This window comes from Limnohabitans sp. Jir72 (assembly GCF_003063575.1).
Taxonomy (GTDB): Bacteria; Pseudomonadota; Gammaproteobacteria; order Burkholderiales; family Burkholderiaceae_C; genus Limnohabitans_A.
In genome coordinates this window covers 1-13,086 of record NZ_NESC01000015.1, presented here as the reverse complement: position 1 = coordinate 13,086, position 13,086 = coordinate 1, and the positions used below count along the sequence as shown (strand labels likewise).

At 59.9% G+C, this 13,086-nt stretch carries 15 protein-coding genes; 4 read left to right on the top strand and 11 right to left on the bottom strand.

All coding sequences use genetic code 11. From position 1 onward, the window contains the following. The 4 genes from B9Z52_RS16270 to B9Z52_RS18170 all read right to left on the bottom strand — a co-directional run bounded on the left by B9Z52_RS16270 (position 1) and on the right by B9Z52_RS18170 (position 4,144). A complete protein-coding gene (locus tag B9Z52_RS16270) occupies positions 1–1,521 on the bottom strand; it encodes a 3-hydroxyacyl-CoA dehydrogenase (RefSeq protein WP_108414903.1) in 1,521 nt (506 codons plus the stop codon). A gap of 103 nt (positions 1,522–1,624) precedes the next feature. Next, positions 1,625–2,770, bottom strand: a complete 1,146-nt coding sequence (locus B9Z52_RS16265; RefSeq protein ID WP_108414902.1) for an MFS transporter — start codon at positions 2,768–2,770, stop codon at positions 1,625–1,627. A gap of 54 nt (positions 2,771–2,824) precedes the next feature. Continuing rightward, positions 2,825–3,832, bottom strand: a complete 1,008-nt coding sequence (locus tag B9Z52_RS16260) for a D-2-hydroxyacid dehydrogenase family protein (protein WP_108414901.1) — start codon at positions 3,830–3,832, stop codon at positions 2,825–2,827. A 126-nt stretch (positions 3,833–3,958) separates the two neighbouring features. Further along, a complete protein-coding gene (locus B9Z52_RS18170) occupies positions 3,959–4,144 on the bottom strand; it encodes a hypothetical protein (protein WP_233251999.1) in 186 nt (61 codons plus the stop codon). Positions 4,145–4,254: 110 nt separating this feature from the next. Here B9Z52_RS18170 and B9Z52_RS18025 point away from each other — a divergent pair, with 110 nt between their 5' ends. Continuing rightward, positions 4,255–4,398 (top strand): hypothetical protein, encoded by a 144-nt coding sequence (locus B9Z52_RS18025; RefSeq protein WP_199222125.1) that lies wholly within the window; start codon positions 4,255–4,257, stop codon positions 4,396–4,398. Positions 4,399–4,410: 12 nt separating this feature from the next. Here the strand turns inward: B9Z52_RS18025 and lexA are convergent, their stop codons facing one another. After that, positions 4,411–5,082 carry a transcriptional repressor LexA gene (gene lexA, locus B9Z52_RS16250; protein WP_108414900.1) on the bottom strand — a complete coding sequence of 224 codons (672 nt, stop codon included), beginning with the start codon at positions 5,080–5,082 and terminating at the stop codon, positions 4,411–4,413. Positions 5,083–5,156: 74 nt separating this feature from the next. Here lexA and B9Z52_RS16245 point away from each other — a divergent pair, with 74 nt between their 5' ends. Beyond that, positions 5,157–6,137, top strand: a complete 981-nt coding sequence (locus B9Z52_RS16245; protein WP_108414899.1) for an asparaginase — start codon at positions 5,157–5,159, stop codon at positions 6,135–6,137. Between the two features lie 67 nt (positions 6,138–6,204). On the opposite strand, the gene adk is transcribed toward B9Z52_RS16245, so the two are convergent. The 6 genes from adk to B9Z52_RS16215 all read right to left on the bottom strand — a co-directional run bounded on the left by adk (position 6,205) and on the right by B9Z52_RS16215 (position 10,036). Then, complete coding sequence (gene adk, locus B9Z52_RS16240) at positions 6,205–6,861, bottom strand: adenylate kinase (RefSeq protein ID WP_108414898.1); 657 nt, start codon at positions 6,859–6,861, stop codon at positions 6,205–6,207. 85 nt (positions 6,862–6,946) lie between these two features. Beyond that, complete coding sequence (kdsB, locus tag B9Z52_RS16235) at positions 6,947–7,726, bottom strand: 3-deoxy-manno-octulosonate cytidylyltransferase (protein WP_108414897.1); 780 nt, start codon at positions 7,724–7,726, stop codon at positions 6,947–6,949. Between the two features lie 9 nt (positions 7,727–7,735). Further along, the gene (locus B9Z52_RS16230) at positions 7,736–7,942 is read right to left on the bottom strand and encodes a Trm112 family protein (RefSeq protein WP_108414896.1); all 207 of its coding nucleotides are present in this window, start codon (positions 7,940–7,942) and stop codon (positions 7,736–7,738) included. Positions 7,943–7,985: 43 nt separating this feature from the next. Then, positions 7,986–8,933: a tetraacyldisaccharide 4'-kinase gene (lpxK, locus tag B9Z52_RS16225; RefSeq protein ID WP_369907949.1), complete on the bottom strand. Its 948-nt coding sequence runs from the start codon at positions 8,931–8,933 to the stop codon at positions 7,986–7,988. A gap of 51 nt (positions 8,934–8,984) precedes the next feature. Next, positions 8,985–9,407 (bottom strand): biopolymer transporter ExbD, encoded by a 423-nt coding sequence (locus tag B9Z52_RS16220; RefSeq protein ID WP_108414894.1) that lies wholly within the window; start codon positions 9,405–9,407, stop codon positions 8,985–8,987. An 11-nt stretch (positions 9,408–9,418) separates the two neighbouring features. After that, complete coding sequence (locus tag B9Z52_RS16215; protein WP_108414893.1) at positions 9,419–10,036, bottom strand: MotA/TolQ/ExbB proton channel family protein; 618 nt, start codon at positions 10,034–10,036, stop codon at positions 9,419–9,421. 343 nt (positions 10,037–10,379) lie between these two features. On the opposite strand from B9Z52_RS16215, the gene xseA reads away from it, so the two are divergent. Both xseA and B9Z52_RS16205 read left to right on the top strand, forming a co-directional pair. Then, positions 10,380–11,750, top strand: coding sequence for an exodeoxyribonuclease VII large subunit (gene xseA / locus B9Z52_RS16210; protein WP_199222124.1), 1,371 nt, complete (start codon positions 10,380–10,382; stop codon positions 11,748–11,750). Between the two features lie 191 nt (positions 11,751–11,941). Further along, positions 11,942–12,523: a superoxide dismutase gene (locus tag B9Z52_RS16205; protein WP_108414892.1), complete on the top strand. Its 582-nt coding sequence runs from the start codon at positions 11,942–11,944 to the stop codon at positions 12,521–12,523. The last annotated feature ends 563 nt before the right edge of the window (positions 12,524–13,086 follow it).

Genomic DNA, 13,086 nt, shown 5'->3' with positions numbered 1-13,086 from the left:
TCAATCTTCCGTGTGCATCAGCGACAGTCCAATCGCACCCCGGCGGCGCAACCAGGGGCTGGGGCGATAACGTGGATCGCCATAGACCGTTTGCAGGTTGAACAGCACTTCAAGCAGGCTGTCCGGGCCCAGGCGGTTGCCCATGGCCAAGGGGCCCATGGGGTAAGCCAAGCCCAGCGTGACCGCTGTTTCCAGGTCTTGCGGGCTGCAGATGCGCTGCTGGCAAATGTCGGATGCGATGTTGACAATGGTGGCCACCACGCGTTGCGTGACAAAGCCACCGCTGTCGCGGATCACCGAGACGGCTTTGCCATCGCGTGCGAACAGGGCATGGGCGGCGTCACGCATGTCGGCGCGGGTCGCAGGGTTGGTGGCCAGCACGCGGCGCTTGGTCGAGCTGTCTTCAAACAGCATGTCGATGCCCACGGTGCGGGCTGGGTCAAGCCGCTCGACCACGGCCACGGTGGTGATGTCAAAGCCCAGTGGCGCCACGAGGGTCAGCGCCTCGGGTGAGGGCGATGCGCCGGTTTCGATTTTGGCGCCCAGGTCTTTGAGCAGTTGCAGCAGCTCCATGCGGCGGGCGGCGCGGGGCGAGACCCACACGGGCGGGATGCTCTCGACCACGGGCACGGGTGGTTCGGCGGGCACTTGCGCGGCGCCGTCCACATATTTGTAAAAGCCTTCGCCCACCTTTTTGCCAACCACGCCGCCAGCCAAGCGCTGGGCGGTGATGACATTGGGCCGGTAGCGCGGTTCTTCGTAATACTGGTGGTAAATCGATTCGATCACATGGTGCGAAACGTCCAGCGCTGTCAAATCAAACAGCTCGAAGGGGCCCAGTTTGAAGCCGACCTGGTCGCGCAAGATGCGGTCAATCGTCGCGAAATCGGCCACGCCCTCGCTCACGATGCGCAAGGCTTCGGTGCCATAACCGCGACCAGCGTGGTTGACGATGAAGCCGGGCGTGTCTTGTGCCTGCACCGGGGTGTGGCCCATCTGGCGTGCAAAGTCAGACAGGCGCTGGCAGACGGCGGGGTCGGTTTTGAGGCCGGCAATCACCTCGACCACTTTCATGAGTGGCACGGGGTTGAAAAAGTGATAGCCCGCAAACTGCGCCGGGCGTTGCAAGGCGGCGGCAATGGCAGTCACCGATAAGGAAGAGGTGTTGGTCACCAGCACGGCCGTGGGGGCCAGCACTTTTTCCAGTTCGGTGAACAGGCTTTTCTTGATGTCGAGCTTTTCAACGATGGCTTCGACCACCAGTTCGCATTCGGCCAGGTCTTGCAGGCTGGTGGCACCCAGCAGGCGGCTTTTGTGGCCAGCCACAGCCTCTGCGCTCAGGCGGCCTTTTTCCTGCAACTTGTCCCATTGCTGGAACACCGCATCACGGGCTTTTTGAATGGCTTCGGCTTGTGTGTCGTACAGCCAGACTTGGCTGCCCGCTTGTGCGGCGATTTGGGCAATGCCCCGGCCCATGGCGCCGGCGCCAATGATGGCGACTTTGGAAAATGCGAGAGTCATAGTGGATGCTTGCAAATAACAGGGGGTCTCAAACAGTCAAAGGACAGTCCGTGCTGTAACGGCGAGGTAACAAGCCTTTGAAGAGGCCATTATGGCCTCAGATTCAGGCCTTTTCAGGCGAACGCAATGGGTGAAGCCGGGCGTAGCGGGTGGCCAGCAGGCTCAGGCCAATGGCCAGCAGCAAACCGATGAGCCCGCGTTGGGGCAGCGCGCTCATGCCCTGATGGACAATCGTCCAGCCACCCACCGTGGCTCCGATCGCCTGTCCGGCGTACATGGCCGAAGTGTTCAGGGAAATGGAGGCCGACGCCAGCCAAGGGGCTTGCGAGGCCAGTCGCGCCTGTTGTGCTGAGTTGGATGAAAAACCACCCAGCCCCCAAAAACCCAAGGCCAGCGCCATGCCTGTCGCGTGGGTGACCTCGCCGGCGATCAGCACGCTCAGGCACATGGATGACAGTGAAATCAGAATGCACCGGGACGGTCCGATGCGGTCAATAAATCGGGACAAGAGGGCATTACCGACAAAACCCATGCTGCCATAGGCCAGCAACATCAGGCTAAATTGTGCGGGACTGACACCAAATCGGTATTTCACGTAGGGGGCGAGGTAGCTGAACAACACAAATTGACCTGCGGCCAGCATCATGGTCACACTCAAGGTGACCCAGATGGTGCGAGAGGTCAAGGTCTGCTGCCAAGCCGCGGCAGACAGTGCAGGAGGCAAGACCTTGCTTGGCATTTGGCGCCAGAGCCAATGGGCACCGATCAGCGACAAAAGGGCAATCAAGCCCATGGACCAACGCCAACCGAAGTGGCCACCAATCCATGAGCCCAGCGGCATGCCCAACACAGAAGCCACAGACCAGCCTAAAAACACAAAGGTCATGGCTTGCCCGCGCTGATGTTCCTTGACCAGCAAGCCGATGCACGATGCGGCTTGCGGTGTGAAGATGGCTGCAGCCACCATGGCCATGGCGCGAAAGCCCAGCAGGCTGTAAAAACCTGGTGCGAAAGCGGCCAAAAAATGCCAAAGGCTGTACCACAGCAGGCTGGCCACCAAGAGCTTGCGGCGGTCCCAGCCTGCGACAAGCGCAGCCAGCAAGGGCGCACCAAAACAAACCAGCAAGGCACTGCTGGAGATCAATTGACCCGCCGTGGCCACCGAGACCGACAAGGATGCGACGATGTCGTTGAGCGTGCCCGCAGCCATCATGACGCCGGTGCCGATCACGACGTTGCCAAACATCATGGGCCAAAGGACTTGTGGCAGTCTCTGGCGCAGGGTTGTTGCCGAGTTCAAGATTCAGCGCCGCACTTGCAGGGCACCGGGGTTGACGATGTTGGTCGGTGTGCCTCTGATGAAGTTCACCACATTGTCAAAGGCCGCGCCGAAATACAACTCGTAGCTGTCTTTTTCAACGTAACCGATGTGGGGTGTGCAAATGCAGTTTTCCAGGCGCAACAAGGCGGAGCCTTGCAAGATGGGCTCGGACTCGAACACATCCACAGCCGCCAAGCCCGGCCGCCCACGGTTCAAGGCGCTGATCAATGCATTGGTCTCGATCAACTCTGCCCGTGAGGTGTTCACAAACAGGGCGGTGGGTTTCATGCGTCCCAAATCGTCTGAGGTGACGATGCCTGTGGTGGTGTCGTTCAAGCGCAGATGGACCGTCAGCACGTCCGACTCTTCAAAAAAGGCTTCGCGACTGGTGGCGGTTTCATAACCGTCACGCGCAGCGCGCACACGCGACTCATCGCTGCCCCAGATCTTGACCGTCATCCCAAAGGCTTTGCCATAGCCTGCAACCAGCTGACCGATCTTGCCGTAACCCCAGATGCCCAGGGTTTTGCCCCTGAGCACGGTGCCCAAGCCGAAGTTGGCAGGCATGGCGCTGGATTTGAGCCCTGATTGCTGCCAGGCACCATGCTTGAGGTTGCTGATGTATTGGGGCAAACGGCGAGAGGCCGCCATGATCAAGGCCCATGTCAACTCTGCCGGTGCGACGGGCGAACCCACGCCTTCGGCCACGGCCACACCGCGTTCTGTGCAAGCCGCTAGATCGATGTGGTTGCCCACCTTGCCTGTTTGGGCGATCAGTTTGAGCTTGGGCAGCTTCTCGACCAAGGCCCGGTTGATTTCAGTGCGATCGCGGTTGAGCACGATCACATCAGCGTCTTTCAGACGTATCGAGAGTTGGCCAATGCCTTTGACCGTGTTGGTGTAAACCTTGGCGGGGAATTGTTCGAGTTTCGCTGCACAGCCCAGTTTTCGGACTGCATCCTGGTAGTCGTCGAGGATCACAATGTTCATCCCTCCATTGTGCCTTGAGCCAAAGCCATGGTGGACTTCAGAAATGAGCATATCGCGCGATCTTTAGCGCAGGCGCAGTCCTTTCGGCCGTGACTGCGCCGCGATGCAAGGCCAGTCAGAGGTGCATCAGTGACGGGCTTGGGCGGCTTCGAGGGCGACCAGACGGTCCAGCTCGGCGCAAACATCCGCCATGCGGCCAGAAATCACCATGCGGCCAGCGCAATCCGATCGTGGGCCACTTTCGGCCACGCGCAACACACGCAGTGCCGGGGTCATCTTGGTGGTTTTCTTGGCCATGAGCGAAGACGCCATGGTGTGGCAACTGGGGCGGCGCACCGTCCAGACTGGATGGACACGCCCAGCGGGACGAGGGCGGGGTGCGGGGGCTGCACGGTTGAACGAGGTCAGTCCTTGAAACAGACTTGAAAGAGCAAGAAGAGCGATTCCCATGTGAAACCTTTCAAAAGCATGGAGGTTGGACACAGGCAGGATTGCTGAAAAAGCCGATTGCATCAGGGCTGTTGGTTCAAACCTTCAGCGCCCGCCACCTGATGCAATGGGCATGAAAAAAGTGGTCCTTACATCAGCAAGGTGTTGCGGATCAAACCCACGGCCAGGCCTTCGATGTCGAAAGGCTCCTCGGGGTTGACCACGATGGTTTTGTAGTCGGGGTTTTCGGGCAGCAGCTCGATGCCTTGTGCTGTTTTGCGCAAGCGCTTGACGGTGACTTCATCACCCAGGCGGGCGACCACGATCTGGCCGTTGCGCACGTCTTTGGTGGATTTGACCGCCAGCAAGTCGCCGTCCATGATGCCCGCATCGCGCATGGACATGCCGCGCACACGCAGCAGGTAGTCGGGTTGTTCGCTGAACAAGGTGCTCTCGACCTGGTAGGTCCGGTCCACATGCTCTTGGGCGAGAATGGGCGAGCCCGCTGCCACGCGACCCACCAGTGGCAAACTCAGCTGGCCCAGACCGGGCAGGGTGAGGCTGAACAGATCGGAAGGTGAACGCAGACTGCTGCGTGAGCCGCCTTTGAGGCGAATGCCGCGTGAGGTACCGCTGACCAATTCGATGGCACCTTTGCGGGCCAGGGCCTTGAGGTGCTCTTCTGCTGCATTGGCCGACTTGAAGCCCAGCACATTGGCAATTTCTGCACGCGTGGGTGGCGCGCCGGTGTTGGCGATGGTGTTCTGGATGAGTTCCAGAATTTCCTGCTGCCGGGCGGTGAGTTTGGGGCTGTCGGTCATGTCGTCTTCCTTGAGAAGTCAGATGAAACTGTTTTTTCATCCAGTGACTGTATTTTTAACCAGTTTTTGAGGCTGTGCAAGTGGTTTTTGTCAAAAAAATTCAGAAAGTGGTGGTTTTGGGCACAGGCGGCACCATTGCTGGCACCGCAGCCAACGCTTCAGAACAGGTGGCCTACACCGCAGCGCAAGTGGGGGTGGCGCAACTGACGGCGGCATTGCCCGGGCTGGATGCGGCACTTGCTGGCCGCCAGTTGGTGGTGGAGCAAGTGGCACAGCTCGACAGCAAGGACATGGACCACGCCACTTGGCAGTTGTTGGCCCGCCGTTGCGCGCATTGGTTGGCGCAGGCGGATGTGGATGCCTTGGTGATCACCCACGGGACCGACACCATCGAGGAGACCGCCTGGTTTTTGCAAGCGGTCTTGCAGCCGAGCAAACCGGTGGTGATGGTGTGCGCCATGAGACCGGCCAGCTCGAACGAGGCCGATGGCCCGCAGAACTTGCATGATGCTTTGGTGGTCAGTGCCCAGCCTTTGGCCGCAGGCGTGTCCGTGGTGTGTGCGGGGGTGATTCACAATGCCCGTCATGTGCAAAAGGTTCACCCCTACCGGCTCGACGCCTTCAGTTCGGGCGATGCCGGGCCGCTGGGGTGGATTCAAGCGGATCAGGTGCGATGGTTGTCAGCGCCTCAAGCGGCCCCGGTGAGCACGGGTACCCTGGCCGAGCAGGTCACCCGCACGGCGGTGAACCAGTGGCCTGTGGTCGAGGTGGTCTTGAGCCATGCTGGCGCAAGTCGCCGCCCGGTCGATGCTTTGGTGCAGGCGGGTGTGGCGGGTTTGGTGGTGGCCGCTTCAGGCAATGGCACGGTGCACCATGAAGTCCAAGCGGCTTTGCTGGATGCGCAGCGGCGTGGCGTTCACGTGCGGCGCAGCACGCGCTGCCAAGAAGGGCCAATGGTGGGCAACAGCAGCCCATGGCCCGATATGGATGGCTTGAGCCCTTTGAAAGCCCGCATCAGTTTGATGCTGGAGCTGCTCGCAGAGTCCGAGGTCTGAAGTCTGCTGGCCCCATTGAAAAAGCCCGGTAGAACCGGGCTTTTTTGACTCAGCGCAGTGCTGAAAATCAGCCTGCCAGCGCTGTGAAAGCACGTGCGGTGATGTCTTCCACGCTGCCGGTGCCGCTGATGGCGCGGTATTTGGGGGCTGCTGCTGCATCGGTCTTGGCCCAGCCTGAGTAGTAGTCCACCAGCGGGCGGGTCTGGGCGCTGTACACATCCAGACGCTTCTTGACGGTTTCTTCCTGGTCGTCGGCGCGTTGCACCAAGGGCTCGCCAGTCACGTCGTCCACGCCTTCGACTTTGGGTGGGTTGAATTTGACGTGGTAGGTGCGGCCCGATGCAGGGTGCGAGCGGCGGCCGCTCATGCGTTCGATGATGGCGTCAAAAGGCACATCGATTTCGAGCACGTAGTCGAGCTTGACGCCCGCCGCCTTCATGGCGTCGGCCTGGGGGATGGTGCGGGGGAAGCCATCAAACAGGAAGCCGTTGGCGCAGTCGGCCTGGGCGATGCGTTCCTTGACCAGGTTGATGATCAGGTCGTCGCTGACCAGTCCGCCGGACTCCATGACGGCCTTGGCTTGCAGGCCCAGAGGGGTGCCCGCCTTGACGGCTGCGCGCAGCATGTCGCCGGTGGAGATTTGAGGGATGTTGTATTTCTGGCAAATGAAGGTGGCTTGCGTGCCTTTGCCGGCGCCGGGTGCGCCCAACAGAATCAGTCTCATGGGAAGTCCTTATAGCTTGGAATCGTTGCGGTCAGGTGGACCTGACGGTTGTTCTTGAGAATATCACGCGAGTCTCAAAGCTGGCTTACGCCGTCAGCAGAGCTCGAACGCGGGCCAGATCTTCGGGGGTGTCCACACCCGGGCCTGGGGCTTCGGGGGTGATGTGCACCGCGATCGGGTGCCCGTGCCACATGGCGCGCAGCTGCTCCAGTGACTCCATCTTCTCGATGGGCGCAGGCGGCAGCTGGGGGAACAAGCGCAAAAAGCCAGCCCGGTAGCCGTAAATGCCGACATGGCGCAGCGGCGCAGGGCTGGGCAGGCTTTTGAAGCCGCCGTCTGCTTGCCCATCACGCCACCAGGGGATGGGCGCGCGGCTGAAATACAGGGCCATTTGCCGGGCGTCGAGCACCACCTTGACCACATTGGGGTTGGTGAACTCCTCCAGATGGGCAATCGCATGGGCGGCTGTGCTCATGCTGGCTTCGGGGCGTTGGGCCAGCAAAGCGGCCACGTCGTTGATGAGGCCCGGATGGATCAAAGGTTCGTCGCCTTGAACGTTCACCACCACCGCGTCATCGGGCAGGCCCAGCAATTGGCAGGCTTCGGCCAGGCGGTCGCTGCCGCTGACATGGTCCTGGCGGGTCAGCAAGGCGCGGATGCCGTGGGCCTGGCAGGCCTGCACGATGCGTTCGTCATCGGCTGCCACCACCACTTGGCTGGCATGGGACAGCAGTGCGCGTTGGGCCACGCGCACCACCATGGGCAGGCCGGCGATGTCGGCCAGCGGTTTGTTGGGCAGGCGGCTCGAAGCCATGCGTGCCGGAATCACCACGGTGAACCCCGTTGGTGCAGAGGCTGTTGTCATGGTGTGGGCTTAAAGAGGAGGACGTTCTGCAGCCAGCTTGGCGATTTCTTCATCGCTCAGGGTGCGGGCTTCGTTTTCCAGCAGGATCGGAATGCCGTTGCGCACGGGGTAGGCCAAGCGGGCGCTGCGAGACAGCAGTTCCTGACGCTCACGGTCAAAGTTCAAGGGGCCCTTGGTGACCGGGCAGACCAGCAGTTCAAGCAGTTTGGTATCCATGGTTCCGATGATAACGGCCCCCGGTTGAGACGAAGCGCCGGGCTCAGGTGCGCAGGCGTTTTTGCACCAGTGCGTCCAGCGCCGGCCAGAAAGCGGCTTCAGGCGTCATCTGCAATGGCACCGCCAGTGCCATGGGTTCGTGGACCCACAGCTTGGCCGCGTCTTTTTCGGTGCACAGCAAAGGGTGACCCGAGCCGATGGCATGCCACTGGCGGTAGTCGTGGTGGTCGGGCAGGGCCAAGGTTTTGTCCAGTTGCAGCCCCTTTTGCCTGATCATCTCGAAAAAGGCTTCGGGCCTGGCCAGACCGGCCACCGCGTCGATGGGCTGGCTTTTGAGGGTCGACAGTGGAACCTGCTGGCCTTCGCGGGTCAGGGCATGGTCGGCCAGTTGGCGCGGCGCCTGAAAGCCGCCTGTTACAGGCGATCGCCCGGTGTGCACCAGCAGATCGACCTGGCGCGGCCAGGCCTCACGCAAGGGGCCGGCAGGCAAGAGCCAACCATTGCCCACGCCGCGTTCGTCCATGACGCAAATTTCGACGTCGCGCGCCAATGCCAGGTGTTGCAGGCCGTCGTCACAAACAATCACCTGCACCTCGGGGTGAGCCTGCAACAATTGACGGCCTGCTTCAGCCCGCACTGCGCCCACCCAAACGGGAGCGCCTGTGCTTTGCCGGATCAGCAAGGGCTCGTCTCCCACATCTTGGGGGGCGCTGTCGGTATGAACAGCGCGGGTGTCGGTCGTCTGGCGGCCGTGTCCGCGCGAGACCACGCCCACGCGCAGGCCCTGGGCCATCAGGTGTTTGACCAAGGCCATCGTCATGGGTGTTTTGCCAGCCCCCCCGGCCACCACATTGCCCACCACGATGACCAATGCGGGCAGGCGTTCTGTTCGGGATGCGCCCAAGCGGTAGCTCAGCCGCCGCATGGCCAACACAGCACCGTAAAGGCTGGCGACTGGCCGCAAGGCCCAAGCCGCTGGCCCACGGCCCATCCAGACCTCAGGCAGGCGCTGGTGAAGCCAGTGGGACAAGGTCACAGTGTGTCAGGAGCCCGAAGACTCCGAGGATTGGGTGGCAAAGGTGATCTGCGACAGACCGCTTCGGCGTGCCGCTTCCATGGCATTGACCACCGATTGGTGGCTGGCCATGGCGTCAGCGCTGATCACCAAGGTGATGTCTTTGGCGGCCATCGGGGTCAACAACGCCGTCAAGGCCGCCACCGAGCTGCCGCCCACGGGCGACTTGTTGATGGCGTATTGTCCCTGGGCCGTCACGCTCAGGACGATTTGTTTCGGCCGTTCAGTGAGCTTTTGGGCGTCTGCTGCGGGCAAGGTCAGGTTGATCTCGGTCAGGCGCGACCAGCTGGTGGTCAACATCAGGAAGATCACCACCACCAACAGCACGTCGATGAAGGGGATCAGGTTGATTTCGGGCTCCGGGGTGGTCCGGTTTTTCTTGAAATTCACAGGCGACTCACTCAGCTGCGAAGTTGGGCCACATGGCGCGCAAAGCGCTCGGCCGAGACCTCCAGCGCCAACAGATGCCGGTCGGCAATGCCGCGGAAATAGCGCCAGAACATCAAGCTGGGAATGGCCACGATCAAGCCAAAGGCGGTGTTGTACAGCGCCACAGAGATGCCGTGCGCCAACTGTGCAGGGTTGCTGGCCGAGGGATTGCTGGCATTGAAAATCTCGATCATGCCCATCACGGTGCCCAACAGGCCCAGTAAAGGTGCTACCGATGCAATGGTGGCCAAAGCGGGCAAATAACGCTCTAGGTGGTGGGCGGCAATTCGGCCTGACATTTCCATGCTGGATTTCACATCTTCGTCACTGGCTTGTGGATTTTTTTGCAGACAGCGCAGACCGCTGGCAAAGATCGGTCCTGAAAGTCCCATGTTTTCCAATTTGACCAAGGTCTCTTCGTTTGCAAAACCGTGTTTGATCGCATCCATGGCTTGTTCGGCAACTTTCGGCGGCATGATTTTGTTGGATTTCAACTGAAACAGGCGCTCTAAGATCAGTGTGACGGCCAGGATGGAGCACAGAATCAGTGGCCAAATGGGCCAACCTGCGGCTTGTATGATGGACAACAAAACAATTCCTTCCAGGTGAATAACGGTCGCAAACGTTTGAGATTATGGACGAAGGCGGCTCCCGTACGCGGTGTTTTGTGTGCATGCATGGAAAGGGACGTTTTTCTGTGGATAACTTTGTGAAGAACTTTCGGTAACGGGCCCGCTTGAGTACTTGAGTTTTCTTGAGGACCTTCAGATTTTTTCTGTTGCATGAGAAAAAATTCAATTAAATCAATAATTTGCATGTTCATTAGTATTTCTGGGAAAATTGAAAATGACTTTGGACATCGAGTCCTCTCCTTGTGGAGTACTTCATTCAGGGTTCATGAGATTTGGCGTGCAAAATGGTCTTGAAAGCGTGATGGAATCCATGGTGGTTGATGTTTTTGACGATTTGAAGCCGCGTGCGTGGACAGTGTCCGCGCTGTGCCGCGCCGTTGCTGACAGTCTGGATGCGCAGTTCAATCCTGTCGCGGTCCGCGGCGAGATTTCGGGCTTCTCGCGCGCAGCCAGCGGGCATTGTTATTTCTCGATCAAGGACGACACAGGTCAGATCCGCTGTGCCATGTTCCGCCGTGCGGCCAGCTTGATGAATTTTTCGCCACGCGATGGCGAGCTGGTCGAAGTGCGTGGGCGTCTGGGCGTGTACGAAGCCCGGGGCGACTTGCAATTGGTGGTCGAATCCATGGAACGCGCCGGGCAGGGCGCTTTGTTCGAGCAGTTCTTGCGCCTCAAAGCCAAGCTGGAAGCTGAAGGCCTGTTCGATGCGATCCACAAACGGGCCTTGCCCGATCAACCGCGGGCCATTGGTGTGGTCACGTCCCTGGGTGCTGCCGCTTGGCACGACGTGATGACCGCCTTGCAGCGCCGGGTGCCGCACATCCCGGTCCTGATGGCGCCAGCCCTGGTGCAAGGTGCCGGGGCTGCCGCCACTTTGGTGCAGGCCTTGCAGAACATGTACGCCCTGACCGCCGAAGACAACCCCTTGGCACCGCCGGTGGATGTGATCTTGCTTGTGCGCGGCGGCGGCTCGATGGAGGACCTGTGGTCATTCAATGACGAAAACCTGGCCCGCGTGATCGCCCAAAGCCCGGTCCCTGTGGTCTGCGGTGTCGGCCATGAAACCGACTTCACCATGGCCGACTTTGTGGCCGATGTGCGCGCCCCCACCCCCACCGCCGCCGCCGAAATGGCCGCGACCGATCGGGGCGTGGCGCTGCAAGTCCTCTCTGACCTCGAAAACCGGCTCACCCGGGGCTTGCTGCGCCAGCAAGACCGGCACGCCCAGCGCCTGGACAGTGTGGCCACTCGCCTGGGGCTTGGCTTGGCTCGCCAGCAAGACCGGCAAAGCCAGCGTCTGGCAGCAGTTGCCGCCCGGCTGAGCCGCCCGCAAGCGCTGCTGGGCCAGCACAGCCAGCGGCTTGACCGTTTGTCGAGCCGCCTGCAATCGGGTGCGCAAAACCAGTTGACCGAGGGTGCGCACAGGTTGGATCGGCTTCATGACCGCGTGGGTTTCAACCGGCTCCAGCAGCTTCAGCAACGCGCACAACGCTTGGAGCGCGCCGCTTGGCGCCTATCGTCTGTGGACCCGCACCGCGTGCTTGACCGTGGCTACGCTTGGCTCAGCGATGAAAACGGCCAGGCCCTGACCCAGACCAAGCAATTCCAGCCGAGGCAAACAGTTCAGGCCACCTTGTCCGACGGCGTTGTGCCTTTGATGGTGAAAGATTGAGTCACCGCAGCGTTTGGGCTGGGCGGGGCCGGGGTGACGATTTCTGGTACCCCAGTATGAGGAGCCCCGGCCCCGCCCAGCCCAAACGCATAACTTGCACATCGGTGACCCCTCGAACGGTGAGGGGCATTGCACTCCCCTAAAATGCACAGACCCACTTTTTCCAACCGCAACAACAAGAGGACCCCATCATGGAACACACCTTGCCCGCACTGCCTTACGCGATCGACGCTTTGGCCCCTCACTACAGCCAGGAAACCTTGGAGTTCCACCACGGCAAGCACCACAACGCTTACGTCGTGAACCTGAACAACCTGCAAAAAGGCACCGAATTCGAGAGCATGAGCCTCGAAGAGATCGTCAAGAAGTCCAGCGGCGGCATCTACAACAACTCTGCCCAGATCTGGAACCACACCTTCTTCTGGAGCTGCATGAAGCCCCAGGGCGGTGGTGAGCCCACAGGCGCATTGGCCACAGCCATCAACGCCAAATTCGGCAGCTACGCCGCATTCAAGGAAGCCTTCGTCAAGAGCGCCGTGGGCAACTTCGGCTCCGGCTGGACATGGCTGGTCAAGAAAGCCGACGGCTCGGTCGACATCGTCAACATGGGTGCCGCTGGCACCCCTCTGACTACGGGCGACAAAGCGCTGCTGACCGTGGACGTGTGGGAACACGCTTACTACATCGACTACCGCAACATGCGTCCTAAGTTCGTGGAAACTTTCCTGAACAACCTGGTGAACTGGTCGTTCGCTGAAGCCAACTTCGCCTGATCGAAGAAGCCTTCAAGCCAAAAATCTGCTGATCAAATCGAACCCCAAAAGATGGATTTCAGTTCAACTTTTGGGGTATTTTCATTGCGAGATATCAAGCAACCTTTAACTGGCTAGCAGGTCGTCTAAGAGTACCTGAGACTCGATAGATTCCAGGTCAGTTCTGTTTTGAGGCAAGTTTCGGTGCCAAAATGAGCCAACCAATCCTGCCTGGAAAAGCTATCGTCCCATCTTTACGGATGGCAACAGATTCCTTTGTGTTGCCGCCAGAGTATCCAAAACTGACGACGCATCCATTGAATTTTTCGTCATACAAAGATATCTCTTGATGCGAACCATCCATCTTGACCATCACATCGGTGCATTGAACGCGAGATGTATATTTATTTACAAAGCCATTATTGGAGTGTTCTTTGCTTTTGATTGAGCCTTTATAGTCGTCCCTGCAAAACCTCTACAACCCGCATGAATGCTGATGATCTGGGGTGAATCCGGATGGGCAGAACTCTCAAATAGATATCCAATGGAGCCTGTTTTCTGGGAGTTTTTGAAAGCAGCGCCAT